The sequence below is a fragment of the Streptomonospora mangrovi genome, assembly GCF_027604915.1.
GTDB lineage: Bacteria > Actinomycetota > Actinomycetes > Streptosporangiales > Streptosporangiaceae > Streptomonospora > Streptomonospora mangrovi.
The window spans coordinates 54,939-80,827 of record NZ_JAJAQC010000014.1; the positions used below are offsets into that span (position 1 = coordinate 54,939).

General features: G+C 71.9%; 28 protein-coding genes. 12 read left to right on the plus strand and 16 right to left on the minus strand.

Features of this window, described 5'->3' with window-relative positions; translation table 11 throughout:
* Positions 1–9: 9 nt before the first annotated feature.
* From LG943_RS10260 to LG943_RS10280, 5 genes are all read right to left on the minus strand, one after another.
* A complete protein-coding gene (locus tag LG943_RS10260; protein ID WP_270071999.1) occupies positions 10–654 on the minus strand; it encodes a hypothetical protein in 645 nt (214 codons plus the stop codon).
* A gap of 61 nt (positions 655–715) precedes the next feature.
* Positions 716–1,330: a hypothetical protein gene (locus LG943_RS10265; protein WP_270072000.1), complete on the minus strand. Its 615-nt coding sequence runs from the start codon at positions 1,328–1,330 to the stop codon at positions 716–718.
* A gap of 53 nt (positions 1,331–1,383) precedes the next feature.
* The gene (locus LG943_RS10270) at positions 1,384–2,337 is read right to left on the minus strand and encodes a GlxA family transcriptional regulator (protein WP_270072001.1); all 954 of its coding nucleotides are present in this window, start codon (positions 2,335–2,337) and stop codon (positions 1,384–1,386) included.
* A 77-nt stretch (positions 2,338–2,414) separates the two neighbouring features.
* Positions 2,415–2,840, minus strand: coding sequence for a nuclear transport factor 2 family protein (locus LG943_RS10275; protein WP_270072002.1), 426 nt, complete (start codon positions 2,838–2,840; stop codon positions 2,415–2,417).
* A gap of 163 nt (positions 2,841–3,003) precedes the next feature.
* Positions 3,004–3,618 carry a TetR/AcrR family transcriptional regulator gene (locus LG943_RS10280; RefSeq protein WP_270072003.1) on the minus strand — a complete coding sequence of 205 codons (615 nt, stop codon included), beginning with the start codon at positions 3,616–3,618 and terminating at the stop codon, positions 3,004–3,006.
* Between the two features lie 113 nt (positions 3,619–3,731).
* On the opposite strand from LG943_RS10280, the gene LG943_RS10285 reads away from it, so the two are divergent.
* Positions 3,732–4,193, plus strand: a complete 462-nt coding sequence (locus LG943_RS10285; RefSeq protein WP_270072004.1) for a nuclear transport factor 2 family protein — start codon at positions 3,732–3,734, stop codon at positions 4,191–4,193.
* Positions 4,194–4,450: 257 nt separating this feature from the next.
* On the opposite strand, the gene LG943_RS10290 is transcribed toward LG943_RS10285, so the two are convergent.
* Entirely contained in the window at positions 4,451–7,507 is a 3,057-nt protein-coding gene (locus LG943_RS10290) for a glycosyl hydrolase (RefSeq protein ID WP_270072005.1), read from the minus strand.
* 1,074 nt (positions 7,508–8,581) lie between these two features.
* Here LG943_RS10290 and LG943_RS10295 point away from each other — a divergent pair.
* Both LG943_RS10295 and LG943_RS10300 read left to right on the plus strand, forming a co-directional pair.
* Positions 8,582–9,427, plus strand: a complete 846-nt coding sequence (locus LG943_RS10295; protein WP_270072006.1) for a MerR family transcriptional regulator — start codon at positions 8,582–8,584, stop codon at positions 9,425–9,427.
* Positions 9,428–9,943: 516 nt separating this feature from the next.
* Positions 9,944–10,261 carry a hypothetical protein gene (locus LG943_RS10300; RefSeq protein ID WP_270072007.1) on the plus strand — a complete coding sequence of 106 codons (318 nt, stop codon included), beginning with the start codon at positions 9,944–9,946 and terminating at the stop codon, positions 10,259–10,261.
* 95 nt (positions 10,262–10,356) lie between these two features.
* On the opposite strand, the gene LG943_RS10305 is transcribed toward LG943_RS10300, so the two are convergent.
* The gene (locus LG943_RS10305; RefSeq protein WP_270072008.1) at positions 10,357–10,944 is read right to left on the minus strand and encodes a TetR-like C-terminal domain-containing protein; all 588 of its coding nucleotides are present in this window, start codon (positions 10,942–10,944) and stop codon (positions 10,357–10,359) included.
* Between the two features lie 131 nt (positions 10,945–11,075).
* Between LG943_RS10305 and LG943_RS10310 the strand changes: the two genes are divergently transcribed.
* Positions 11,076–11,714, plus strand: a complete 639-nt coding sequence (locus tag LG943_RS10310; protein ID WP_270072009.1) for a TetR/AcrR family transcriptional regulator — start codon at positions 11,076–11,078, stop codon at positions 11,712–11,714.
* A 136-nt stretch (positions 11,715–11,850) separates the two neighbouring features.
* On the opposite strand, the gene LG943_RS10315 is transcribed toward LG943_RS10310, so the two are convergent.
* Both LG943_RS10315 and LG943_RS10320 read right to left on the minus strand, forming a co-directional pair.
* Complete coding sequence (locus LG943_RS10315) at positions 11,851–12,870, minus strand: LLM class flavin-dependent oxidoreductase (protein WP_270072010.1); 1,020 nt, start codon at positions 12,868–12,870, stop codon at positions 11,851–11,853.
* Between the two features lie 82 nt (positions 12,871–12,952).
* Positions 12,953–13,528 carry a TetR/AcrR family transcriptional regulator gene (locus LG943_RS10320; protein ID WP_270072011.1) on the minus strand — a complete coding sequence of 192 codons (576 nt, stop codon included), beginning with the start codon at positions 13,526–13,528 and terminating at the stop codon, positions 12,953–12,955.
* Positions 13,529–13,683: 155 nt separating this feature from the next.
* Here LG943_RS10320 and LG943_RS10325 point away from each other — a divergent pair, with 155 nt between their 5' ends.
* A complete protein-coding gene (locus LG943_RS10325) occupies positions 13,684–14,514 on the plus strand; it encodes an SGNH/GDSL hydrolase family protein (RefSeq protein WP_270072012.1) in 831 nt (276 codons plus the stop codon).
* A gap of 36 nt (positions 14,515–14,550) precedes the next feature.
* Here LG943_RS10325 and LG943_RS10330 read toward each other — a convergent pair whose 3' ends face one another.
* The 3 genes from LG943_RS10330 to LG943_RS10340 are packed head-to-tail and all read right to left on the minus strand — an operon-like array spanning position 14,551 to position 16,857.
* Positions 14,551–15,789: an RNA polymerase sigma factor gene (locus LG943_RS10330; RefSeq protein ID WP_270072013.1), complete on the minus strand. Its 1,239-nt coding sequence runs from the start codon at positions 15,787–15,789 to the stop codon at positions 14,551–14,553.
* A complete protein-coding gene (locus LG943_RS10335) occupies positions 15,786–16,157 on the minus strand; it encodes a YciI family protein (protein ID WP_270072014.1) in 372 nt (123 codons plus the stop codon). Before LG943_RS10335 ends, LG943_RS10330 begins: the two co-directional genes overlap by 4 nt.
* Positions 16,158–16,200: 43 nt before the next feature.
* Entirely contained in the window at positions 16,201–16,857 is a 657-nt protein-coding gene (locus LG943_RS10340) for a DUF998 domain-containing protein (protein ID WP_270072015.1), read from the minus strand.
* Positions 16,858–17,012: 155 nt separating this feature from the next.
* Here LG943_RS10340 and LG943_RS10345 point away from each other — a divergent pair, with 155 nt between their 5' ends.
* Entirely contained in the window at positions 17,013–17,462 is a 450-nt protein-coding gene (locus LG943_RS10345) for a hypothetical protein (protein ID WP_270072016.1), read from the plus strand.
* Positions 17,463–17,852: 390 nt separating this feature from the next.
* Here the strand turns inward: LG943_RS10345 and LG943_RS27680 are convergent, their stop codons facing one another.
* The gene (locus LG943_RS27680; protein ID WP_333486351.1) at positions 17,853–18,155 is read right to left on the minus strand and encodes a WGxxGxxG family protein; all 303 of its coding nucleotides are present in this window, start codon (positions 18,153–18,155) and stop codon (positions 17,853–17,855) included.
* A gap of 1,123 nt (positions 18,156–19,278) precedes the next feature.
* Positions 19,279–20,013, minus strand: a complete 735-nt coding sequence (locus tag LG943_RS10355; RefSeq protein ID WP_270072018.1) for an XRE family transcriptional regulator — start codon at positions 20,011–20,013, stop codon at positions 19,279–19,281.
* Positions 20,014–20,429: 416 nt separating this feature from the next.
* On the opposite strand from LG943_RS10355, the gene LG943_RS10360 reads away from it, so the two are divergent.
* The 3 genes from LG943_RS10360 to LG943_RS10370 all read left to right on the plus strand — a co-directional run bounded on the left by LG943_RS10360 (position 20,430) and on the right by LG943_RS10370 (position 21,956).
* Complete coding sequence (locus LG943_RS10360) at positions 20,430–20,711, plus strand: hypothetical protein (protein ID WP_270072019.1); 282 nt, start codon at positions 20,430–20,432, stop codon at positions 20,709–20,711.
* A gap of 77 nt (positions 20,712–20,788) precedes the next feature.
* Positions 20,789–21,340, plus strand: coding sequence for a GntR family transcriptional regulator (locus tag LG943_RS10365; protein WP_333486352.1), 552 nt, complete (start codon positions 20,789–20,791; stop codon positions 21,338–21,340).
* A 94-nt stretch (positions 21,341–21,434) separates the two neighbouring features.
* Positions 21,435–21,956 carry an HD domain-containing protein gene (locus LG943_RS10370; protein WP_270072020.1) on the plus strand — a complete coding sequence of 174 codons (522 nt, stop codon included), beginning with the start codon at positions 21,435–21,437 and terminating at the stop codon, positions 21,954–21,956.
* On the opposite strand, the gene LG943_RS10375 is transcribed toward LG943_RS10370, so the two are convergent.
* Positions 21,924–22,400 (minus strand): NUDIX hydrolase, encoded by a 477-nt coding sequence (locus tag LG943_RS10375; RefSeq protein WP_270072021.1) that lies wholly within the window; start codon positions 22,398–22,400, stop codon positions 21,924–21,926. The genes LG943_RS10370 and LG943_RS10375 overlap by 33 nt on opposite strands.
* Before the next feature lie 13 nt (positions 22,401–22,413).
* Entirely contained in the window at positions 22,414–23,151 is a 738-nt protein-coding gene (locus LG943_RS10380; RefSeq protein WP_270072022.1) for an XRE family transcriptional regulator, read from the minus strand.
* A gap of 304 nt (positions 23,152–23,455) precedes the next feature.
* Here LG943_RS10380 and LG943_RS10385 point away from each other — a divergent pair, with 304 nt between their 5' ends.
* The 3 genes from LG943_RS10385 to LG943_RS10395 form a co-directional block, all read left to right on the plus strand.
* On the plus strand, positions 23,456–23,872 hold the full coding sequence (locus LG943_RS10385; RefSeq protein WP_270072023.1) for a plasmid replication, integration and excision activator: 417 nt from the start codon (positions 23,456–23,458) through the stop codon (positions 23,870–23,872).
* 99 nt (positions 23,873–23,971) lie between these two features.
* Positions 23,972–25,390, plus strand: coding sequence for an FtsK/SpoIIIE domain-containing protein (locus tag LG943_RS10390; RefSeq protein WP_270072024.1), 1,419 nt, complete (start codon positions 23,972–23,974; stop codon positions 25,388–25,390).
* On the plus strand, positions 25,390–25,889 hold a 500-nt coding region (locus LG943_RS10395; RefSeq protein WP_333486353.1), incomplete at its 3' end, for a replication initiator. The genes LG943_RS10390 and LG943_RS10395, both read left to right, overlap by 1 nt.

The window sequence follows — 25,889 nt, forward strand, 5'->3', positions numbered from 1 at the left end:
GTCCGGAGCCTACAGGCGGTCGCTGACGTCGATACCCGCACCGTCGTCGGCGACATGGGCGCTTACGCCGTAGTTATAGGGGGTGCCGAAGAACGTCGGGCCGCCGGGGGTGCCGGGGAAGCCGAGGACCTGCTCAACGGCCTCCAGCCCGGCGGCCAGGCGGGGGGCGTTCAGTTCGTGGACCTCCGGCTGCGGGGTGCCGAAGAAGTCGCGCTCCGCCCAGATGTCATGGTAAACGCGGACCTCGAACTGAAGGTGTTCTTCGTGGAGCAGCGCCCTTACCTCGATGAGGCCGTCGTGTGTGCGCCCGCTCCCTTTTCCTTCGGGAAGGAGGACGCTGCCTTCGCCGAGGAACGAGAGCCGTGCGGGCCGGAGATCCGGTGTCACGGCGGGTCGGCTGCCGAGGATCCGCTCGGCGAACGCCTCCGCTGGAGTCGCGCGTGGCCGCATCACGAGGGTCTCCCACGGGACGGTGGCGCCGTCCTCGGCCCGCCAACCAACGACGGGTTCGTAGCGACCGATGAGGCCACTCGGCCCGAAGCAGTCGATCAGCTCTCGGGAAAGCGCGATGGCGCCGACGAGATCCCGACTCGGTTCCGCCGGCGTCCACCGCCAGGCGGAGACGGGTTCTGGGGAAGTCGGTAGAAACCTCATGGATGTGCCTCCTCGGGCGGGCTCGGCGCAGGGGTGGGATCCCGGTGGACTCGCCAGGACGTCATTCCTCGGGGTCGGTGAGCAGTTCCACCCCGTAGCCGACCGGTTCGGCGTAGGCCGTCGCCTCATCGGGGTCGTTGAAGTCGAGGCGGGAACCCAGCGCGCTCTCCAGGCCGCGCAGGGCCTGCTCGAGCCTCGGCGCGTTCCGCTGGCGGACTTCGGGGTGGGGCCGCCCGGTGAAGTCCAGGTCCGACCAGACGTCGTGATGGACGCCCACGGTCAGACCGACCGACGGGCTGGAGACGTCGACGCTCACGGAGACGATGTCCGGTTCTTCCCTCTCTGTTCCGGACGCCGATACCCAGAACCCCGTGCCGCGCATGTCCAGACGCGCCGGACGCGCGCCCGGATACCCGGAGGGCCGCATGTCCGCCACGTCGGCCGCCAGTTCCCCGGCATCGGTCAACCGGGGGCCATGGATCCTGGTCTGGAACCAGAGAAGGCCGCCTCCGTCGCGATGCCACGAGACGTCGATGTACTCGACCCGCAGCAGCCGGTGCTCCCGCAGCACCTCCACCGCGGTGAGCCCGACAGGCGCCCCCACCTCAAGGCCGTCCGCGTCCAGGTCGTGGTTCAGCAGCCAGGTCCATGTCGCGATCGGTGACCGTGTGCTCATCAGGAGGGCATGACCGGACTTCCTGTCGCGTTTCGCGCCCGCGCGGGATCGGCTCACGGGATCTCGGCGGGGCCGTGGAAGGCGGTGCGGTAGGACTGCGGGGTGGTGCCCACCACGCGTTTGAAGCGGTCGCGGAAGGCGGTGGGGGAGCCGAATCCGACCTCGCCGGCGATGCGGTCGACGGGGTGGTCGGTGGCCTCCAGCAGGTACTGGGCGCGGCGGACGCGGGCGCGCAGCAGCCACTGCAACGGGGTGGTTCCGGTCTGCTCGCGGAACCGCCGGTTGAGCGTCCGCAAACTCACCCCGGCGGCGCGGGCGATGTCGTCCAGGGTGAGGTCGGCGGCCAGATTGTCCTCCAGCCACCGCAGTACCGGCTCCAGCACCGAGCCGCGCGGCACCGGCGGGTGGTCGTGGACGATGAACTGGGCCTGGCCGCCCTCCCGCTCCAGGGGCATGACCGAAAGCCGGGCCGCGTCGGCGGCGACCGCCGAGCCGTGGTCGCGCCGGATCAGGTGCAGGCACAGGTCGAGCCCGGCGGCGGCTCCGGCCGAGGTGAGGAACTGGCCATTGTCCACATAGAGGACGTCCGGATCCACGTCCACGCGCGGGTACCGCGCGGCGAGCTGGGCGGCCGCGGCCCAGTGGGTGGTGGCGCGCAGGCCGTCGAGCAGGCCGGTGGCCGCCAGGACGAACGCGCCCGAGCAGATGGAGGCGATGCGGGCGCCGCGCGCGGCGGCGGCCCGCAGCGCCTCGACGGCCTCGCCGGGGACCGGACCCATGTCCGAGCGCCCCGGCAGGATGATCGTGTCGGCGTCGGCGAGCGCCTCCAGCCCCCACGGCGGCCGCAGCGAGAAGGCACCGGCCTCCACGGTCGCGGCGGTCCCGCAGATCCGCACCTCGTAGGCGGCTTGCCCGTCGGGCAGCCGGGTCCGGCTGAACACCTCGATCGGGGTGGACAGGTCGAAGGGCACGACCTTGTCCAGGGCGAGGACCGCGACGGTGTGCATGGCGGGAATGCTACGCGGGACCGGGTTCCGGCCAGGTCGGCCCCCGCCGGCCTGCCCCGCCGGCCTCGCCGGGCGGGCTACGCCCCGGCCGCCGTACCGCAGGCGCGGGCCACCGCGAGGCTGTCCTCGTAGACGTTGTGGCGCACGATGCGGCCGTCCTCGACGGTCATGTGCAGCGCGAACCGCGCGCGGTAGGCGCCGCCGGTCGCGCGGACGGTGTTGGCCACGACGCCCGTGACCACGGCGTGCGGACCGTCCACCAGGATGTGCTCGATCTCCATGGACGCCTTCTCCGGGACGTGCGCGCCGGGGAGCCGGATGAAGTGGTCCACCACGTCGGCGCGGGTGGAGCGGTGCCGGATCCACGAAACGGCGCCGCCGTGGTCCTCCTCGGGCCAGGACAGCAGCCACTCGACGTTGTCGGCGTACAGTTCGGCGGTGCGCTCGGGGTCGCCCTCGCCGATCCGGCGCAGCAGTTCCTCGACCGCGGCTCGCGTGTCCATGTCCGGCCCCTTCTCCGTTGGCAACGCCCCTCAGCCTGGCAAGGGAGCCGCCGCGCGTCGATTACCCGGGAGGTAATCGCGGCGGCGCGGCTGGCGCGGCCGGTGCGGCGGAGGCGGGGCGGGAACGGGGGAACGGGGGCGTGGCCGGGGTGGGCGGACCGCCTCAGCCGCCGACGCCGCCGGCGACCCGCGCGAAGGCGTCGTCCACGGCCCGGGCCAGGCGGTCGGGATCGTCCTCGACCGCCGCGCGGCCCGCGTAGAAGCAGGCCAGCGCCACCTCGGCGGCCAGCGACGCCGTTGCGGCGTCGGCGCCGCGCTCGTGCAGGAGTTCGGTCATGGTCTCGACATAGCGGCGCTGCTTGGCCAGGGCGCGGGCGCGCAGGTCGGGGTGGGCGGCGACGAGGCGCTCGTGCAGCCGGTACTCCTCGGGGCTCTCCGTCAACCGCTCGATCAGCAGGGCGACGGCCCTGCGCAGGTAGGCCAGGGCGGCGGGCAGCGAGTCGCCGATCGGTTCGTCGGCGGGGATGCCCCGGGCGGCCGCGACGACCTCGGCGTCGACCTGGGAGTCGCCGTCGAAGACCACCTCCTGCTTGTCCCCGAAGTAGCGGAAGAACGTGGCCCGGCCGACCTCGGCCCGTTCGGCGATGTCGGCGACGGTGACGTGGTCGAAACCGCGCTCGGCGAAGAGCGCGTAGGCCGCGCCCACGATCGCGTCCCGCGCGCGCCGCTGCTTGCGCTCCCGCAGGGTCTCCGCGGAAGGGCTGTTCTGGCGTGCCATACGCACCATGTTAGACAACCGAGACCGACTCTCCTATGATACTGGCAATCATATGAGACCAAGTCTCAGTAAGAGTCCGATCAGCCACGCCCACCCCTCAAGCGAGGTATCCGATGACCGAGAACACCTCCGTAGTCGACTCCGCCCTGCCCAAGCCCCCGGTCCGCGCGACCGAGGAGCGCACCCGCGCATTCCTCGCGGCCCTGGAGGGCAAAGACCTCGCGGAACTGGACGCCACCCTGCACACCGAGGCCACCCTCACCATCCCGCTGTCCCTCACGGGGGACCCCGAGCCGTTCGGCCGGTTCGAAGGGAAGGAGCAGGTCCTCGGCTACCTGCGCGGGGTCACCGAGATGATGGCCACGATCGCGTTCACCGAGCTCAGAATCAGCGTCACCGCCGACGCCGCCACAGCTTTCGTGCAGGCCAGAGGCAACTTCACCACCCCCGACGACCGTCTGTACCCCAACATCTACGTCCTGCGCGCCGACTGGTCGGAGGGCAAGCTCATCGCGGTCGAGGAGTACGCCAACCCGGTGACGTTCGCCAAGCACTTCGGCCTCCCGATCGGCTGACACGGGTCGAGCCCGGCGGCCGCCCATTCGCGAGCACGGGAACGTGGGTTCCCGAGCCCATCCGCATGGGGAGAAGTGAAGAAAACCGCGCCAGGGAGCACGTATGATCCCAGCTCAACAAGGGTGCTCCCCGCGTACGCGGGGATGGTCCCGCGGCCACGCACTACTGGGCCGACCGGCGCGCGTGCTCCCCGCGTACGCGGGGATGGTCCCCGGGAGACCCCCGGTCCCCGGGGACCACCGTCGCCGCGCTCCTCCTACAAATCCGCCTCGCCGTACGGGCGGAGCCAGACAGGACCCATCAAGCCGTACTCCTGTCGCCGAACGCTGCCGTACACCTCCGGGCGGAAGACGCGCATGCGGTTGATCAGCGTCGTGGAGACCTCCACCTCGATGGTGTTCTTACCGCGCCGCAGGCGGTCGCCGAGGTCGACCACCGTGTCCAACTGGTCGCACGGCGGCAGTTCCCTGCCGTTGACCGTCACCCGGAACACGTCCGTCACCGCGCCCAGGTCCAGGTAGGCGCCGTAGCCGCCCGTCCATCCCTTCCCCAGGTCGAACTCCGCCGTGTAGCGCCCGATCCCGGACACATCCGCCAAACCGTCCAGTTCCGTCCACGGTGCCAGGCCGTCCAAGTCCAGGCTGTGGGTGCGGACCTCCGTCTCCGTCGCCGACGAACCCGGCCGCCAGTCCTCCACCTCCAGACGCCAGCGGGTCAGCTCCCTCGGCTCGCCCACACTCCGGACCTCGGTCGTCACCGCGCGCCCGCCGGCGTACACCGTCCGGTACGTCCCGGCCGCGCTCGCCCGCACCCGGGCGCCGCGCCTGCCCACGACCACGGCGTCGGCGTCCGTCTCCGCGAACCGCAGCTTGCGCAGCTCCCCCGGCGGCGGGGTCGCGTCCCGCCCGGCCACCTCACGCGCCCACTGCGGCCGGGCGATCGCGACGGCCGTGGACGCCCCCGGCGCGAGCCGGACCCGCACCCGCACGCCGCCGTCCACAACCGTGTGCACGGGCAGCGGGGCCACCTCGCCCGTCCACAGGTCCACGGCGAAGGGGTACGCCTGCTCCGTGTCCGATGCGAAGGTGACGTCGTGGTCGACGGCCGCGTCGTTCGACCCGTTGGTCAGGTAGTACAGGTCCAGGTGGCGTGCGCGCCGCCGGGCGTGCAGCAGGGGCGATGCCTCCGCGTAGGCCACGGCCGGGGCCGCGCCCAGCGCGGCGATCCCCTCGGCGATCTCCTCCCGGGTGCCCACCCGGTGCACGGTCGGCTCGTCCAGCAGTTCCCGCACCGCCTCCGCCAGCTCGCCCGCGTCGCCCTGGTCCACCCCGGGCTGCTCCGGCGCGCTCCAGTCGCCCACGACGAGGACCTTCAGGCCGTTCCGGGCGTACCGGAGGAGCCGGCGCGCGGTCTCCAGCGGCAGGGTGGCCACCCGCCCGTTGAAGGCGTCGCCCTCGAACACCAGCAGCCGGTAGGCCGGGCCGTCGGGCGCCAGCACACCCCGCTTGACCTCGGGGTCGGTGACCTCCAGCAGCCGGGGGCTGACGAACTGGTGGGTCCAGCCCTGGCGCACGCCCGTCGCGCTGAAATAGGCGGCCCCGAACCCCGACCCGGCGTAGCCCTTCTGGCGCAGGAACGCCACGTCGACCGTTGACGTCCCCCACTGGAGCGCGTGCTGGCAGCGCGCGAAGAACCCGGCGACGTCGGCGGCGTGCTGCCAGGTCGGGTGGCGCGGCCCCCACGACTCGCTGTAGCCGACACCGCCGCTGTAGGGGGTGAACGCGGCGAAGCCGGGCCACTGGGCACCGGGCGCGTCGGCGTAGGAGAAGCCGTGCAGCACGGCCTGGTTGACCCCCGCCGCGTACTCCCGCGAGATCGTGCGGACCGTCTGGCGCCAGGTGGTGCTGTAGGAGCCGCCGTAGACGGCGCCGGCCTCGCTGGAGAGGACCGTGTTGCCGCCCAGGTCGCGCCCGCCCGCCAGCGACCGGAAGTCGTCCAGGTTCTTGAACCCCAGCGACTCCCCCTCGGGGATGTCCACCAGGGCGGCCTTGGTGACGGCGTCGGTCTGCAAGCCGTAGGGCTGGATCCGGTAGCGCAGCCCCAGCCGGTGCGCCCACTCCTTGATCGGGGTGATGTGGTGGTCGATGTAGAGCCCGGTGAGGACGTCGTTGAAGTCGTCCAGCGCCCGCCGGTCGGTGGCGGAGCCGAAGCTGAACACCGTGTCCTCGTGGGCGCGCACCAGGACGGGCAGGTAGGGCAGCAGGTCGTAGCCGGTGCGGGCCGCGAACTCGGCGGGGAGGTCGGGGGTCCACAGGGTGGCCTCGGTCTCCATCTCGATGGAGTCCTCGAAGATGGCTCCGCCGGCGGGTCCCTTCAGCAGCCGCCGGATCCGGTCGGTGAGGATGTGCTCGTCCCAGAAGTCGGTCACCGCGCGGGTTCCGGCCGCACTGAAATGGTCCACGACGTAGGACACCGGCTCGGTGTGCGGGCCGCGCTCGGGGCGCTGGCCGGTGCCGCGCAGCCAGTAGGAGATGAGCGCCCAGGTGCCGCCGCCCTCGGCGGGCGCGGTCCAGGTCAGCTCCTCGCCCTCCACCGAGTCGGTCAGGTCGGTGAGGCTGTCGGACCGCAGGGCGCACGGCGTGTCCTCGGGCGCGGCGCCGTCGGCGAGCCGGACGGCCTGCACCGCGAAGAGCGCACGTTCGGTGACGCCTTCGGCGGCCTCCACCGCGGGCTCGGGCAGCGCGCCGCTGAACTCCTCGCCCGCCTGGAGGAACCGCACGCCGTGCGCGAGTTCGTGCATGGCGGCGGGGTCCTGCGGCGTGATGGAGGGGACCGCCGCCGGCCAGGCGGGGCCGATGGTGAGGTCGACCGTGACGCCGCGCCGCTCGGCCCGCGCGAGGGCGGCCTCGACCGCGTCGCGCCACGCCTTGGTGCCCCACCCGGTGTTCTCGGGGTCGAGCGGTTCGCTGACGCTGTGGTGCACGTCGGCGATCTCCACGCCGCCGAACCCGGCGTCGGCGATCTGGTCGATCTCGCGGCGGATCTCGGCGGTGTCGACCATGCCGTGCGGCCACCACCAGCGGAACTTCGCGCGCACGCCCATGGCCGGGTCGGGCAGCCCGGCGGCGAGCCGCCCTTCGGCGGACGCGGCGGCGGCGGGCGGCGCCCCGACGGCGGGCTGGAGGGCGGCGGTGGCCCCGACCGCGGCCCCGGCCGCGATGAAGGCCCGCCGGGAGAAGGGGAACCGGGGTTGCCGGTGCTCCGCGCCGGGTTCGGCGGGACCGGAGTCGGCGGTGCTGTCGCTGGGGGGCATGGATCTCCTTCCCACGCCGCCACGGCGGCGCGGTGATCACAAGGGGGAGGTGCGAAGGGGAGGAGAGGGGATCGGGGGAGGGGCCGGAGGTGCGCACGCAACGTCGCACCGCGATGCACATCACGTGACCCGTGTCACTTAAAACGTTTCAGTGAAGTTACTGATCGTCTCGCCCAAAGATCAACAACGTGGCCGGATCCGGCCACGTTGCGGGACGATCTGGCGTCTTCACGCTGGTGGCGTGTACGTGGCGCGGGGAGTGCAGAATCAGAACGTTTTACAGCCGCGCATCCTGGTGCGGGCGGCCGCTCGTCCCCGGCGGCGGCCCGGAAGCGACGGAATGGAGGCCGGGCGGGATTACCGCCGTATGCGGTTACCCGCGATCGCCCGCCACCAACAGGATTCCGGCGGTGATCGGCGCTAAGCCGCTCGCGGCCAAGGGGAGGTCGGAGCCGTCGGCGCCGGAACCGAGAAGGGAAACCGCCGCCGGCGTCCAGCAGAGCAGTCCGAGAAGGGCGAAGAATACGGCCGCAGCATTCATGACTTTCGTGTCCAAGCTGCTCTGGCCTGGGGGTTCGGTGGAGGGTGCCCTGTCTGGCGGTGGAACCATTTCTGACGTTCCTCGCCTTTCGCTTCGCGAATGCACGGCCGGCACCGATCATCCCGTTGAGGCCGTTCGCGGACGAATCGGGGCCGAGGCCGTTCAGGCAAAGGCCGGCCTGGAAATCCGAGATCCGGGCACAAGACGATCGGCGGGGGGCGCACTTTTCTGAGGTGGACACGGTCGAATACGGCGCGGCGGCGACTTGACCCTGACGCCACCGGAGGGTTCAGCATCGCGGTATGACCGACGACCTGCGTCCCGCTCCCGTGCCCGGTGCCGAAGCCGCCGAGGCGCACCGGCGGTATGCCCACGGGCCGGCGCGCGTCGCCGTCGCCACGTGGGAACCGGGGGCTCCCCGGAGCCCCGCACCGGCGGGCGCCCGGCGCGACCCCGGGCGCCGCACGCGTGAGGCGGTCCCCGCGCCGTCCACGCGGCGGCCGAGGTCGGGGCGGGTGGGCGACAATGGTGCGGTGACGCGCGACGCCGACGAACCCGCGACCGGCGGCGGACGGTCCGGCACCGGCTCGGCCGGCGAGGGCCTGACCGTCGGGCGCGCGGCCGCGCTGGTCGGCGTCAGCGTGCGGACCCTGCACCACTGGGACGACGTCGGCCTGGTCCGCCCCAGCGGGCGCACCTTCGCCGGGTACCGGGTGTACTCCGCCGACGACATCGCCCGGATCCACCGCGTCCTCGTCTACCGCGAACTCGGGATGCCGCTCGCCGAGATCGCCCGCATTCTGGACGACCCGGCCGCCGACGCCCGCGCGCACCTGCGGCGCCAGCGCGATCAGCTCCTGGAGCGCATCGAGCGCCTGGAGCGGATGGTCACGGCGGTCGACCGCATGCTGGAGGCGTCGCGTTCGGGCATGCGCCTCACCCCCGAGGAGCAGGTCGCCATCTTCGGCGACGACTGGCAGCCCGCCTGGCTGGAGGGCGCCGAGCAGCGGTGGGGCGGCAACGAGCAGTGGGCGCAGTACACCGAGCGCGCCGCCGCGATGACCGCCGAGGACTGGCGGCGGGTGACCGCCCGCACGGAGGAGCTGAACGCCGACCTCGCCGAGGCCCGGCGCGCCGGAACCGCCCCCGGCTCGGCCGAGGCCAACGCCCTCGCCGAGCGGCACCGCGCGCTGCTCTCCACGTACTTCGACTGCACGCACGCCATGCACGCCTGCATCGGGACGATGTTCGCCACCGACCCCGGATTCGCCGAGCACTACGACGGCGTGGCGCCGGGGATGGCGGCCTGGCTGCGCGACACCATCCACGCCAACGCCGAGGCGCACGGGGTCGACCCCGCGACCGCCACCTGGGAGTGACCCGGGCCGCCGGACCCGCATTCCGGGCTCGGCGCGTCGCCGTGACCCGACCGTCCGGAGCGCCCCGCACCGTTTTTCGGTCGGTGCGCCGGCGCGAGCGCTACGCCGACCGAAACCCCTACGCCGACGCGCGGCCTCCCCTCCCGGCGCGCCCCTCCGCTCGGGCCCGCGCCCGCGCGGGGATTGCGGCTCGTCCGGAACGAGAGTGGCGGACCGTCGCTTGTCCCCTGCCGGAAACGGGGTGACCGGCGGGCGCGGGCCGCGTTCCCCGTCCGCGCCCCCGCCCGCCTGCGCGACCGCTGCGCGGTCGAACGCCTCCGGTAAGCGCGTTGACCTGGGCGTTCGGCCAAAGGGTGCCGCCCGGCGCCGCCACCGCGCGAACACCTCGGCTACAGCGGACCGGGGGCCGCTCCCGGGGCCGCCCGGCTGGCATTCCAGGTCGGCGGCCACGGGTTTCCCGCGATCCGCACCGGGACAGAAGTCACGCGGAGCAACTGAACACTCCGGAGGGTCGCCATGCGCCGCCTGCTCACCACGCTCACGCTGACCGTGGCCGGTCTGGCGGCCGGCACGGCCGTGGCCGCACCCGCCCACGCCGAAAGCGGCTACCGCTGCTACGAGTCCCGGTACGACTCCGCCGCCCGCAGCCTGGAGGGGCTCGGGTGCCGCGGCGATGGCGCGGGACCGGGATGGGTCGAGGTCCCCCGGCTCGACGCGCAGTTCGTGTGCGTGGAGGTCCGGCCCGGCTCCGGGGAGGGACGCCTCGTCGGCCTCACCGCCACCGGCTGCGACCCCTCCGGCTTCCAGTTCCCCCTGCCCGCCCCCGGCACCTGACCCTTGGGAGCCGTGCACCCACACGCCGCCGGGGCGGCCCCGGCGCCCCGGCCCGCCCGCCGGGCGTCAGCGCGCGGGCGCCGGCCCGCACCCGGTCACCGCGCAGGCCCGTCCGCGCGCCGCGGCCAGTTGTCCAGCAGCACGTGGAGCGCGTCGAGCGAGCGCGCCCAGGACTCCTCGACCGCGCGGGGGTGGGCGAACCCGCCGGTGGCCTCCAAATGGACATAGCCGTGCAAGGCCGCGCGCAGCAGGCGGCCGGCGTCGGTCAGGTCCGGCTCGGCCAGGCCGTAGGCGCGCAGCATGCCGTGGGTCAGTTCCACACTGCGCCGCAGGCCGGCGGTGTCGGCGGCCTCCTCGGGGGCGACGCGCATCTGGGTCGCGGCATAGCGGCCGGGGTGGTCGAGCGCGTAGCGCCGGTAGGCGTCGGCGAAGGCCACGAGCGCGTCCCTGCCCGCCCGGCCGGCCACGGCGGCGGCGATGCGCTCGGTCATCTCCGCGCCGCCCAGCAGCGCGACCCGCACCCTGAGTTCCCGCAGGCTCCTGACGTGGGAGTAGATGCTGGCGTCCTTCACGCCGAAGCGCCGCGCGAGCGCGGAGACCGTGACCTGCTCCAGCCCGACCTCGTCGGCCAGTTCGGCCGCCGCGGCGGTGAGTCGGGCGGCGTTGAGGCCGGCGCGGGCCATCGGGCCTCCTCCACAGCGGCTAGGGGGTTGAGCGAGGAACCTAGCACCCCTAGGTACGCGGCGGAAGCCCGCTGCCCGGCGGCCCGACCGAGCCAGAAGATAACAGTGCAATGCTATGTATTCTGGGGTCCATGGCGAGGACGAAGGACCCGGCCGTGCGCACCCTCCTCCTGGAGCGGGCCGCGCACATGCTCCGCACCCGCGAGCCGATCACCCTGCGCTCGCTCGTGGCCGGCACCTCCGTCTCGACCATGGCCGTCTACACCTACTTCGGCGGCATGGACGGTGTCTGGACGGTGCTGCGGCAGGAGGGGTTCACCCGCCTGGCCGCCAGGATCGCGACGGTCGCCGCCTCCACCGACCCCGTGCGCGACCTCGCCGCCCTGGGTGCCGCCTACCTCGGCAACGCCCTGGACCACCCCGACCTGTACCGGGTCATGTTCGACGCGGACTTCGCGCTGGAGGACCTCCAGGCCGCCGACGACGCCCTGGACCACCTGGTGCGCGCCGCGCGGCGGGCCGTGGACGCCGGGCGCTTCCGCGCCGACGTCGACCCGCGGGACCTGGCCACCCAGGGCTGGGCGATCGGCCACGGGCTGGTCTCCCTGGTCGCCAACGGCCCCCTGCCGCGTGCCGCGCTCGACCACGGCGTGCCGATGCTGACCGCCCTGTTCGTCAGCGCGGGCGACGACCCCGACCGGTGCCGCCGGTCGGTCGAGCGGGGCTGGCGGGAGGAGTTCCCGGCCGAAGGCAGGGCGCGCCCCGCGTAGCGGCGCCGGCCACTCCCGACCCCGCACCGCGCGTCAGCGGCGCCCTACCGCTGCGCGGCACTCCCCTACCCGGCCGCCCCCGGACCGCCGGGGTGTGCCGGGGCGGGCCGGGCGGCGGCGGTCGGGTCAGCGCCGGTCAGCGCCAGCCCAGCTCCGGGGCGACGTAGCGCAGCAGGCTGTCGAGGATGTGCGCGTTGTAGTCCACGCCCAGTTGGTTGGGCACGGTGAGCAGCAGGGTGTCGGCGGCCGCGACCGCCTCGTCCCGCGCCAGCTCCTCGACCAGTTTGTCGGGCTCGCCGGCGTAGGTCTTGCCGAACCGGGCGAGGCCGTTGTCGAGGTGGCCCACCTGGTCGGTGCTGGCGGCCTCGCGGCCGAACAGCCGGCGGTCGAAATCGGTTACCAGCGGGAAGATGCTCCGACTGACCGAAACACGCGGCTCATGCGCGTGCCCGGCGGCCTGCCACGCCTTGCGGAAGACCTCGATCTGCTCGGCCTGGAGCTGGTGGAACGGCACCCCGGTGTCCTCGGTCAGCAGGGTCGAACTCATGAGGTTCATCCCCTGCTGCGCGGCCCACTCCGCGGTGGCCCGCGTGCCGGCGCCCCACCAGATCCGCTCGCGCAGGCCGGGGGAGTGCGGCTCGATCCGCAGCAGGCCGGGCGGGTTGGGGAACATCGGCCGCGGGTTGGGCTCGGCGAAGCCCTCGCCCGTGAGGACGTCGAGCAGCCGCGCGGTGTGCTTCCGGGCCATGTCGGCGTCGGTGGAGCCCTCCTCGGGGCGGTGCCCGAAGTACTCGTAGCCCTTGATCACCTGCTCGGGTGACCCGCGGCTGATGCCGAGCTGGAGCCGACCGCCGGCGATCAGGTCGGCGGCGCCGGCGTCCTCGGCCATGTAGAGCGGGTTCTCGTAGCGCATGTCGATGACACCGGTGCCGACCTCGATCCGGCTGGTCCGCGCCCCGATGGCCGCGAGCAGCGGAAACGGCGACGCCAGTTGCCGCGCGAAGTGGTGCACCCGGAAGTACGCGCCGTCGGCGCCCACCTCCTCGGCGGCGACCGCCAGTTCGATCGACTGCAACAGCGCGTCGGAGGCCGACCGCACCTGCGAGTGCGGCGAGGGCGTCCAGTGCCCGAAGGACAGGAATCCAATCTTCTTCACAGCCTCGTCAACACCGCCGTCGGCCTCGTATTCCGGTGCCCCGCCGGGCGGGCCGGGGCGCGCGCCGGCCCCGCCGGCGGGGTCACAGCAGCGGGCGGGCGACCGCCCGGGCCAGGGCCTCGGCGCGGGAGCGGGGTGCGGGCTCGGCGTCGGGGCCGTGGGCGTAGTAGCGCAGGAACGCCTCCTGGAAGCAGGCGCCGACCAGCAGTGCCGCCGAGGCGTCGGGGTCGGCGTCGGCTGAGACGCGGCCGAGGTCCCGCTCGGCCCGCAGGTAGCCGGCGAACCCGGCGACCGCCTTCTCGGGGCCGCCGCCGTGGCGGCCCATGGCCGCGCGGTGCGCCGCCATGCGCCGGGGGTCGGCCAGCAGCGCGCCCAGCATCGGTATGGAGCGCTGATAGAAGTCCAGCGCCGCGTGGGCGAGTTCGGCGAGGTTCTCCTCGACGCCGCCCTCACCGGGGCGGACGGCCACCCGGGACAGGCCGGGGACGCGCTCCTGGAGCACGGCGAGCAGCAGCCGCTCCTTGTCCCCGAAGTACTTGTACAGCGTGGGCTCCGACACCCCGGCGGCCTGGGCGAGTTCCTTGGTGGTGGCGTGGAGGACGCCGCGGGTCCGCAGCACCTCGGCGGCGGCGTCGAGGATCCGCTCACGTGTGCTCATCCCTGTCCTCCCGCAGTCGGCTTGACACGTTAGTGAACACTAACCCACTATGGGGGCTAGTGTTCACTAACCCCGCCCGGCGTGGGCATCACCGTGCTGATCACCGTGCGCACCCGCGTTCGCCGGGCTCCCCACCGACCCCTGGAGTACCGACCATGAGCAGGTCATCCACCACCAAGCGGATCGCCGCCGCCGTAAGCGCGCTGGTCCTCGCCGGACTGGTCGCGGCGGGCGCCGTCGGCTACCTGACGTTCGTGCGCTCCCCCGTCAACCCCTCGGCCGCCGACTGCGCCGACGGGCGCCCCCGGAGCGAGGGGCCGGTGGTCGTCGCGGCCGGCGCCAGCATGACCCAGGGCACGCTCGGCCGGGACTGGGTGGCCGACCTGCGCGCCCGGCCGGAGTTCGCCGACCACACCCTGGTCAACGCCGGGGACAACGGCAACACCAGCGCGGACCTGCGCGAACGCCTCGACACCGACGTCCTGGCGTGCGAACCGGACGCCGTCGTCCTGCTCATCGGCACCAACGACGTGCGCGACGGCGTGCCGCTGGCGGAGTACCGCGCCAACATCGCCGCGATCGTCCAGCGGGTGGAGGAGCGCACGTCGGCACAGGTGGCGCTGCTCTCCCTGCCGCCGCTGGGCGAGGAACTCGACTCCCGCCTCAACCGCCGGCTGCGCGACTACAACGCGGCGCTGCGCACGATCGCCGAGGAGACCACCGCCGCCTACGTCCCGGTCAACGAGCACTTCACCGAGGCCCTGCGCGACCAGAGCCACCGCCCGGCCTTCGCGTTCAGCTTCCCCACGGCCTACGCGGCGGCGGCCCGGCACTACCTGCTCGGCCGCACCTGGGACGAGGTCGCCCGCGCCAACGGCCTGGAACTGTACGTCGACCACATCCACCTCAGCGACAAGGGCGGCGCGATCGTCACCGGTCTGGTCGCGGACTGGCTGGCCACCGCCGCCGGCCCGGACCCCCGTTAGCCGCCGGCCGCCCGGCCGCCCCCGGACGCGGCCCGCTCAGTCGAGGCCGTCGGCCTTGCTGAGCAGGTAGCGCTGCTCCACCTTGTTCCCGGTCAGGTCGGCCGCCCGGCGGTAGAGCGCGGCGGCCCCCGTGGTGTCGCCGGTCAACTGGAGCAGGTGGGCGCGGACCGCGTGCTCCCGCTGCCGGGTGAGCGGGTGCCGGTCCAGGTGGTGGCGCTGGTTGAGGTCGTCCAGGAGTGCCAGGCCGCGGGCGGGCCCGTGGGCGTGGGCCACCGCCACCACGCGGCTGAGCTGGACCGGCGCGGTGGGGGTGAGCCGTTCGAGCCACAGGTACAGCACGGCGATCTGCGCCCAGTCGGTCCGCTCGGGCGAGGCGGCCGCGGCGTGCACGGCGGCGATCGCGGCTTGGAGCTGGTAGGGGCCCGCCGGGTGGCGGTTCCAGACGCCGTCGATGAGGGCGGTGCCCTCCTCGATCAGGCCGCGGTCCCACCGGGTGCGGTCCTGCTCCTCCAGGGGCACCAGGTCACCGCCGTCGGTGCGCGCGGCGCGCCGGGACTCGGTGAGCAGCATCAGCGCCAGCAGGCCGGTCACCTCGGCGTCGCCGCGCAGCGCGGCGTGCAGCATGCGGGTCAGCCGGATGGCCTCGCGGGTCAGGTCGACGCGGGCGAGCCGGTCGCCGGCGGTGGCGGTGTAGCCCTCGTTGAAGACGAGGTAGAGCACCCGCATCACGGCGGCCACGCGGCTGTCGCGGTCGGCGTCGGTGGGGGGCGTGAAGCGGGCTCCGGCACGGGCCAACCGCTGCTTGGCGCGGCTTATCCGGGCGCCCATGGTGGACTCGGTGGTGCCGTGGGCGTGGGCGATCTCGGCGGTGGTCAGGCCGCCGACCGCGCGCAGCGTGAGCGCCACCTGGGAGGTGGGGTCCAGCGCGGGATGGCAGCACAGCAGCAGCAGGGTCAGGCTGTCGTCGGCCTCGGGCACGGGGTCGGCCCGGCGCTCGGGCTCCCGCATTACCAGGTCGGCCACCCCGGCCTCCTGCTCGCGGCGGTGGCGGGCCTGGTCGGAGCGGATCAGGTCGACCATGCGCCGGTACCCGACGCGGATGAGCCAACCGCGCGGGTTCTCCGGGACGCCCTCGGCCGGCCAGGTCTGGCTGGCGGTCAGCAGCGCCTCCTGCACCGCGTCCTCGGCGATGTCGAACCGGCCGAACCGGCGGACCAGCGCGCCGAGCACCTGCGGCGCTTCGGTGCGCAGCAGGTGCTCAAGCTCGTGGTTCACGCCGCGAAGTCCTCGCCCATGATCGGGCGGATCTCGATCGGCTCGCCGAGCGCCTCGACGATGCGGGCGGCGATCTCGACGGCGCGCTCCTTGCCGGCGACGTCGATCACGGCGAAGCTGGCCAGGACCTCCTTCAGTTCGGCGAAGGGGCCGTCGGTGGCGACCACCTTGCCGCCGTCGCGGCGGACGGTCGTGCTGACCGCAGGGTGCCCCAGGCCCTCGGTGGTGACCAACTCGCCGGATGCCAGCAACTCCTGCTCCAGCTTCTGGTAGGCCGCGAAGGCGGCCAGCGCCTCCTCGGAGGGGACGTCGGCGGTCGCGGCGTCCCACGCGGCGGCCGGGGTGTAGGCGAGCAGCAGGTATTTCACGGTGGATCCCCTTGTCGATGTCGCGGGCAACGTTACGGGCGCCTCAACCGGCGCGGCGCAGGGACACCGCGAGGGCGGTCGTCCAGGTGAAGGCGACGACGCCGTTCACGGCGATCTGGATGCTCATGTACTCGGACGACATCGGCACCAGCAGCACCAGCGCGGTGACGGCGCTCAGCACGGCGGGCAGGACCGCGCGGCGGCGGGCGCACCGGACGGTCATCACGACGGCCGCGACGGCGAGCGCGGTGAAGGCCACGGCGGCGGAGGCGGAGTGGGCGACGCTGTGCCAGGACATCTGCGCGACCGGGCCTTCGGGGGTGCCGACCGGGAAGCCGTACTCGGCGTCCATGGTGAAGATTCCGGCCGCGACCAGCCCGGCGCCGAAGACGCCCACCAGGGCCGGCAGCGCCCGCCGCCCGACCCCTTCGGTGATGGTGCGCCGGGTGCCGAGGGCCAGTGCCAGCGACCCCAGTCCGGCGAGGACGAAGGTGAGGATCTGGATCCACCCGAGGTCGCCGGTGGAGAGTTGGCTGATGGGGTGCCGGGTGATGTCGAAGCCTTCGCGGGTGAGCATCTGCGTGACGGCGGAGGCGAAGAAGAGCGGGCCGGCGAGCGCTCCGGCCAGCAGCAGGCGCCCGGTCGCCGGGGCGGTCGCGCGGGCGGGAACGGCGGGGGTGGTGGAGGTGGTCGCGGTCATGTCGTTCTCCCGTGTTCGTGGGTTCTCAACCGCTACCTCGGACCCGAACCGGCGTTTTGGACACCCATCGAATGTGATCCAGAACACAAAAGGCGCGTGTCAGAACCCGGCGGCGGTCTCCGAGGTACCGGCGAGCAACCCCGCAGAAAGGCGACATGGAGGACACCATGGAGAACAACATGATCGAGACCCCGCAGCCCAGCCCCGAACTCATGGCTTTGGACCGCCTGGTCGGCACCTGGAAGGTCACCGGCGGCGCGGAGGGGACCGTGCGCTACGAGTGGATGCCCGGCCGGTTCTTCCTGATCCAGCACGTCGAGCTGACCCAGTTCGGCGAGCCGGTCACCGGCATGGAGATCATCGGCAACCTGCGCCCGTTCGGTGAGCCGACGGGGACGGACGTGGTGTCGCGGTACTACGACTCGGCGGGCAACACCTTCGACTACGTCTACGAACTGGAGGGCGACAAGCTGACCATCTGGGCCGGGGCCAAGGGCAGCCCCGCCTACTTCGAGGGCACCCTCGACGCCGCCGACACCACCCTCACGGGCGAGTGGACCTACCCCGGCGGCGGCGGATACGCCTCCACCGCGACCCGCATCTGACCGAGGTCTGCTTTCCGCCGCCCCGGAGAGCGAGCGAGGCGGCGAGCCGTACGGAACGGCTCGCCGCCGCCGGTCCGGCGCGGGACTTCAGCGTGTGCGCTTGTCCAGGGAGCCGCCGCCGGACAAGTGCCCGTGTTGCCCCCAGTCGTTACACAAGGGCGGGCGGGAACGCCTACGCGAGTCTCCTGGTGCGGCCACCGCGAACAGTCGCCGCCACACGGCGTGCGGACCGCTCAACGGTGTAGAAATGTGTCGCGAACGGCAGCGCCGGCGCTAGGCCGGCCGGCATCCACATGGTGTTGGGAACAGGAACCGGGCACCGTGGTCGGAAAACAGGGCGCCAGGACCTCACCAAACAAACCCATTGCGTGCCGGCCGGCAAATCCGCCATTAATACGGCGTGCCGCGGTTCGTGGGCGAATCGCCGTGGGACTGCCGGCTCTTGCCCTTGCGCATACCGAGCAGACCAAGGAGGCCGAGCAGACCGAGCAGGCCCCACAGGCCCCAGTCACCCCCATCGTCGTTCTCGGTGGTGGTGGTGTCGGCGCTCATGACCGGCTCCGCGCCCGAGGCTTGGCTGACTGACGCGGCGACCGTGTGCGTCGCCACCGTATCCGCTGATGCGGGCGCGGTGGCTAATGGGGTCGCTACGAGTGAAGAAATGAGGCCGAATGTAAGCAAAATTTTCTTCATGACTCCCCCTGAAGTCTTGACGATTCTCCATTGGGTATTTCGGCGGCTCAACACGTAGGCGTTCCCTTCCCGGTTGCCCTAGAAAGGGAACAGTAAACGCGATTCCCTGCCGATCGCACGGAGAACCGCCCAAGCCGCGGTGAACAATCGCCAATAAGCCTTTCCCGATCTATCGCGAAAGCGAAGGGGACTGCGGATCGGCTGGCCTCCGCGGCTGTCCTCGGCCGGTGCGGGGGCATGCGACCGCGCCCCCGGCGCACAGCCCTGGCCATTTGGGAGACGGTCGGCGATCTCGGCGGGCGAGTCCAGCGATGGCCACTCCGGCACGCGGGCGGCCATGGTCTACCTCCACGCCCGGGACGACCGGGCGCGGGAACTCGCCGACCGCCTTGGGGGGCGGGCCGCTGAGGAGTTGAGCAAGGCGCGCGGGCAGAGCGCGGGACCGGCGGCGGGCGGGAGCGATCGAGCGTCGGGCACGTAGCGGGCACGCGAGCCGCCCGGACGTGCTGGAAAAGCGAGAGCCAGGTCACCGGAAACCCGGTGTGACCTGGCTCTTCGCTGTCTGGAGCGGATGACGGGAATCGAACCCGCGTTATCAGCTTGGGAAGTTGAGGCGCGTGAAGGGGCCAGACCAGCCGAAGCCCCTACCTGCACAGACAGCGAGGGTTTGACCGCACATCACCGTGTCTCCCCGTTGATCACCGCCTTGTGTGGCACGTGTGTGGCACAGAGCGGGGCCACGTTCGCCCACCTCAACCGCCGCGCCAGCAACCCAAGTAGGCGCCCGCCACGGTTCCGGTCCGAGGTGCTTGGTCGCGCCGGTGTCGGCCACCCCAGACAGTCAGGGTCGCGCGACCAAGTGCCTCGGGACCGAGGACGTCAGCGACCATAGCCGGTTCGCTCGCCGACGTGGGAGCGCTTCGCTTCGCCCTGTTGCGGCGACGGCGCGACCCACGGTCGGCGGATGTCGGTCAGGCGGCGGATGCTCCCGCGTGCCCCGGCGGCCGGCCGCGCGCTCGGGACCGGGCGGCAGCCCGCAGCCCGAGCGGCGGGCGGCCCGCCGGAGCGACGGCGCGAAGCGCCGTTGCCTTGATCCCATACAGCCCAATTCGGCAGTGCGTTCCTAGAACTTGACGCCGACGGCTCCGTTCCAGGTGTGCTCGAAGCTGTTGAGGTACGTGGCGAACAGCTCCGGCTCGGTGTCGCCGTCGATGACGAGTACGGGGGTCGTGGATGCTGGTGCGCCGTATATGTGCTGGTTGACCAGCATCCGGTTGTCGGCTCGGAAGACGGAGTTGTACAGCACGGTTCCGTGCTGGCGGATCTCGATGCCTTCGATGCTCATTAGGGGCTTGTAGAGCACCAGGGCGTTACGGACCTTCGCGGCCATGGCCGTGCCGATGCCCTCTTCGTCTCCTCGGTCCTGGACGTGGGGGCTTTCCGGGTCGCCCAAGAGGATGCGAACTCGAACGTCGGAGTGCGCCTTCTCCTCGAACACGTGCAGGATGCCCGTGTCCTCGGCGAGGAACAGGCCGCTGTAGACGAGTACGCCGATCTCGTGGTGCGCCGACTCGAACAGTTGCCGCCATACAGCGTGCGGGACCGCCCAGCGGTGTGGATAGACCTTCGGGAGATCGGCCGGGAACGGCTGCGATTCCGCGCGCTTGGCGGCTGCGGTCGGCCACAGTTCGTGCTCGGGGATGCCCACCAGGTCGGCCATGGCCCAGCGGTGGCGGGCATAGGGCGTCTGACCGGACAACCAGCGGCGGACCGTCTTCGGGTCCACGCCCAAGCGTTCGGCCGCGTCGGTGTCGGTGAGGCGAGCGTTGGCCAAGGCTCGGCGGAGGGCTTCGTTCACTGCGTCGTCCTCCCGGATCAGGAGTCTCGACGGTATCAGAAGACGTCCCTAGACGTCCCTTGGGAAGTCCGATACGTGGTACACATGTCCACCCGCTCCAGACAGCATTTCCGCAGGTGACAAGACCCCCGCGAGTGGGCCAACACTCCGGGGGCGTGGTCCCGACCTGACGGAAGCAGGTGGAACATGCGGAACCCTATCGCGCGCCCATTCCCACGAGTGTCGTCACGATTCCGGCCCTATGCGCCGCTGCCGTTCACCCCGGCCCCTGAGCCCTACGACGTTCCTCCGCGAGCGGCCATGGTCCGACCGTACGTACTTCACCTTGAGAGGCAGCGGCGCCAGTGGCGCGACGACCGAAGCCGCCTCGGGGTGGCTGTGCTCCTGGACCTGTCTCGGTCGGCGGCGGTGCTGGTATGAGCCAGCCCGACAGTCCGCTGTTGCAGCTCCTTCAACGCCACTACGGAGACCGGTGGAACATCCGCCGAACCGAACACCTGTGGATCGCCACGCTGCGGAAACCGGATGCCGAGCACGCTCCGACTCTGGTCGAACCCGACCTTGAGGAGTTCGTGCGCCAACTCGAAGACCCGCCCGCGAGCATCGGGCGCTCCCTGCTGTCGGGGGGCTGGTTCCAGTCCCGGTTGCACGCGCTCGCGGACGGCATCTATCGCTCAGAGGAACCGCCCTCAGCGTGACCAGGCCGCCGCGCGGCCGGTGGTCCGTCCGCGACTTCCCACACCGGCCGCGCGGCCTCGTCCGACGTAGCCTCCAGGTGTCTGAGATCCTTTTGATCGGCGCGAATCAAATTTTGGAGCTCAATCCCGCAGCGAAGGAACAGCACATGAGTTCTCGCCGGACTCGGTGGGGCACTTACACCCAGATAGCGGAGACGCTGAGACAGCGGATCGTCTCCGGTGCTCTGGAGCCGGGGACGGTGCTCCCCTCTGAGGCGGCCCTTCGTGAGGAGTTCGGCGTCGCGCGGAGCACGATCCGGCGTGCTCTCGCCTCGTTGGAGGCGGACAAGCTGATCAAGGCTCGTCCGGGGACGGGGCGGGTCGTCTGCGGTCCGGGGGGCTCCGCGGAAGGCGCTTCCGGCGACCTACCCCAGTACCGGCGCATCGCTGACGCGCTGCGGGACCAGATCACCCGAGGGGACTTCGCGGCCGGGGACGCCTTGCCAAGCGAGTCCGCCCTCGTCCGTCAGTACGACGTTTCCCGGGGTACCGCGCGGCGGGCGCTGGTCGAACTGGAAGCCTCGGGCCTCGTCGTCTCGCTTCAGGGCAAGGGCCGCTTCGTCCGAGGGGCCGATACGCCGCGAAGCTAGTCTGATACATGTGAGACATGTTCCCTGGGCGCGGGATCTCGCGCGGAACCTCCTCGAAGAGCCGTTGCCCCGGCGGTGGGCGCACACCCAAGGCGTGGCCGAACAGGCCGCCACGCTGACCGATGTCCTCGGCGATGACGCCGACCTCGTGACCGCCTCGGCCTGGCTGCACGACATCGGGTACTCACCGGCCCTCGCCGAGACCGGCTTCCACCCCCTCGACGGTGCCCGCTATCTGCGCCGGGTCGAGCGCGCCGACGAACGCCTGTGCTCCCTGGTGGCCCACCACTCCGGCGCTATGGTCGAGGCCGAAGAGCGCGGGATGCTCGATGAACTCACCGGGGAGTTCCCCCTCCCCGATCCCGAGCTGTTGTCCGCGCTCACCTACTCCGACATGACCACCGGCCCGGACGGCACCCATCTGCCCGTTGAGCGGCGCCTCTCCGAGATCCTTGAGCGCTATGCGCCGGGGGACCTGGTGCACCGAGCCGTGACCCGCTCCCGCCCCGACCTGGTGAAGGCGGTCCGCTCCGTTGAGGCGCGCGAGAGCGCCTTTCGCCGCCCGGCGGGCCGGGCCACTCGCTCAGCCGATGTGGGGCGCGGACGTTCCCTGTAGGAAGTGGTCGATGCGCAGACGCATGGAGCGGTCCATCCGGTAGCCGGGCAGCTCGGTCCTGGGCACCCAGTGGACTTCGCGGGACTCGCTGCTCGGGGTGGGCTCGCCGGAGAGCGGCCGGCCGGTGAGGACGATGGAGAACTCCTGGCGCGCCTCGCCGTCGCTGGTGTAGAGGATGATGTGCCGGGGGTCGGAGTAGATCCCCGATATTCCGGTGATCTCGCAGGTGATGCCGGTTTCCTCGCGCGTCTCGCGCACCGCCGCCTCGGGCACGGACTCGCCGAGGTCAATGGCGCCGCCGGGCACCGCCCAGTTGCCGTTGTCGGTGCGCCGGATCATCAGGACCTCGTCGCGGTCGTTGACGACGATGACGTTCACCGAGGGGACGAGGCTGTTGGCGGGCGGGGCCTCGGGGTCGTTGAAGTAGTCGATCCGCCGTGCCATCGGCCTTCCTCCCTCACTCAAGCGGCGCCGCCTCGTCCCAGACGCGCTCGAAGCTCTCCAGGTACGTGTTCACCATTCCGCCACCGGCGATTTTGCGCAGGTGGAAGACCGGCGCGTTGGACGCCGGTGCCCCGTACACGTGGGTGTTGACGAGGAGCTGCCCGTCGGCGCGGTAGATCGAGTTGTACAGCGGGGTGCCGTGCAACCGGAACTCGATGCCGTCCACACCGCGTAGCGGCTTGTAGAGGACGATGACGTTGCGGATCTTCGCGGCCATCGCGTCGTCAATGCCCTCGTCGGCACCGCGCTGGGCCACGGCGGCGCTGTCGGGGTCGCCGAGCAGGATGCGCACCCGGACTCCGGCCTCGGCCTTCTGCCGCAGCAGCCGCAGAACGCTCGCGTCCTCGGCGAGAAAGAACCCGCTGTAGACGAGAATGCCGATCTCTTCCCGGGCGGACTCGAACAGGCGCTTCCAGGCGTCCCGGGGCACGGTCCACCGGTGCGGGTGGACGGTCAGGATCTCGCTCTCGGACGCCTCGGCGCTCTGCGCCGGGCTCAGCGCCTTCGGCCACAGGAACGCCTCGTCCACTCCCAGACGTGCCGCGACGGCGTAGCGGTGCCGCCGGTAGGGGGTGCGGTCGCGACTGATCCAGCGTTCCACGCTCTTGGTGTCAACGCCGACGTCGGCGGCCAGATCAGCGGGGGTCAACCCGTGTTCCAGCAGCGCCGCGCGCAACCTCTCGTTTGGCATCTGCCCCGTGTTCGCAGGACGTCTAAGGACGCGCTCACATTATCGAGACGTCCCGAACACGTCCAGCCATGTAGTGATCGCGTCCCGGCCCCATACCGGATGCTCGTACATGTCCGAAGGTATCGGCCTCGCGAGGGGCGGTCGGCCGGGGCGAGGGTTCGCGGAGAGGAACAGGGATGCCTGAAGCTTGACGCGCCATCTTCGATACATGCTATACATGCATCGATTCTCGTCCGGGTGAGCACATGCGCCGGATCGGACGGGCTGTCTGTCTGCAACTAGAGCAACGAACAGGAGTGACCTCATGGCGATTCAGGGTGCGCTGCCGATCGACTTCGGGACGGTGTTCCCCTACGGCGCGTTCGCGCTGGGGGTGGAGCCGGTGACCGACTTCGAGACCAAGCGCCCGCAGCTGGACAAGGCGACAGGGCTGCCGCTGTGGGCGGTGAACGTGATCGACGCCGACCCCGAAGCGCGGGGCAAGGCCAAGAGCGTGAAGGTCAAGGTGGCCGCCGAGCACTGCCCGGTGCTGCCTGAGGAGGTGCCGGGCCTGCCGTTCCGGCCGGTGGAGTTCGAGGCCATGTCGGTCATGCCCTACGTGGATGAGTCGGGCCGCCGTCCTCGGGTGGCGTACTCGCTGCGGGCGCGGGGCGTGAAGACCCCCAGTAGCGCGGGCGCCCGCAAGACCCCGGCGGCTGCCGCCGCCAAGGACGCGAGATAGCCGCTGAACCCAAGCGGGGCGGCCTGGTGCTGCAACACCTCGGCCGCCCCTTTCAACCCCTCCTGGCCTGCGTAACCATGGAAGAGGTGTGACCAGCTTATGTTGGGCGACAACAAGGCGGGCGCGACCCAGGTCCGCCCCACCGCGCCGGTTCCCGCGCGCACCATCCGCTTCACCACCCCGGTGGTCCAGACGCCGGGGATCTTCATCCTCACCGGGTGGCTCTGGCGCTTCCTGCGCGCCCTGGTGCTGCTGCCCGCCCAGTTCCCGGTCGCGGTGAGCGCCCTCGGGGCCTCGATCGCGGCCTACCAGTTCGGCGGCTGGATCAGCCTGGCCGTGCTCTGGTCGGTGGTTGACCTGGTGCTGCTGGTGTGGTGGCGCCGCTGGCCGCGCTCGTTCCGTGACCGGGTGGCGCTGCGGGTGCTGGCCGCCTGGCGCCGCCTGTGGGTCTACCGCCGCCACTGGCAACCCGTCCTGGTGGTCGCCGGACTGGCCGAGTCCTACCTCGAACGCCAGTACCTGCCCCAGATTCGCGGGGTGACCTGCTCGGCGTGGGCCGATCGGGTGCGGGTGCGGATCGTGGCCGGCACGTCCCCGGCCGACTTCCAGAAGCGCGTGACCGAGCTGGCGCACGGCTTCGGCGCCCCCTCCTGCCGGGTCGAAGTGCGCGGCCCGCGAGACGTGGTGCTGGAGTTCCCGCGCTATGACACCCTCGCCGACCCCATCGACGCCCTGCCGATCCCCGAGGAGCCGGACCTGTCCGCCCTGCCGGTGGGGGTGTGTGAAGACGGCGAACTGTGGACCCTCCGCCTCCACGGCACCCACGTCCTGACAGTCGGGGTGACGGGTGCGGGCAAGGGCTCGGTGCTGTGGTCGGCCATCCGAGCGATGTCCTCGGCCATCACCGCCGGAATCGCCGAGGTCTGGGCGATCGACCCCAAGCGGATGGAGCTGTCTTACGGGCTCGCTCTGTTCGCGCACTACGCGGCCGACGCCGAGACCGCGGTGGCCCTCCTGGAAGCGGCGGTGGCCGCGATGCAGGAACGGGCCGAGCGCTACGCCGGACGCCAACGCGTGCACGTGCCGACCGTCCGCGACCCGTTCACGGTGGTCGTCCTGGACGAGGTGGCGTTCCTGACGGCCTACCACCCCGACCGCGACATCCGCCGCCGCGCCGAGAACGCGATTGCCACGTTGACCAGCCAGGGCCGGTCGGTGGGGTTCTGCGTCCTGGCCGCACTCCAAGACCCCCGCAAAGAAGTCCTCAACCTGCGCAACCTCTTCCCTGACAAGATCGCCCTCCGACTGGACGAAGCCTCCCAAGTCGACATGGTCCTCGGTGAGGGAGCCCGCGACCGGGGCGCCAACGCCCACCTCATCGACCCCGAGCTTCCCGGGGTGGCATTTGTGAAACTGGAGGGCTCCCCGGTCCCCGTCCGGGTACGTGCCGCGTTCGTCTCCGATGCCGATATCGACCACATGACCGCTGAGGCGGCACCGACCGGGGTGGAGGGCTGATGCCCACCCCGACCGGCAAGAGCACGCGGGCTGAACGCCTCGCACAGCCGCTCGCGCGGGAGGTGGCCGAGACCATCGCGGCGGAGAAGGGGGTGTGCATCCGGCCGGTGGCGCTGCGCCGCACCGACATCACCACCGGCCGGACCGAGATCATCGACGTGCCGTGCAACTCCACGCTGGAATCCCGCTGTCCGGCGTGTGCCCGCCGGAAGCGCTCGATCCGCCGCACCCAGTGCGAAGAGGGCTGGCACCTCGACCACGATCCCGTCGTCATCCCGGACGCCCCCTCTGAGGTTCAGCGGGCCTGGGTCGAACGCCGCGCGATGGTCACCGCTGAGCGCGACCGCCTGGTCCACGCGGGCCGCGCGACTTCGGATGAGGTGGCGGCGCTGGATGCGGCCATCGCCGACCTGGACGCCGAGATCACCGCCTCGGGCCTGCGCGGGTCGGTCTCGCGGAACACCTCGGCGTCGGGGCGGTCGCGGCGGGTGCGCTCCAC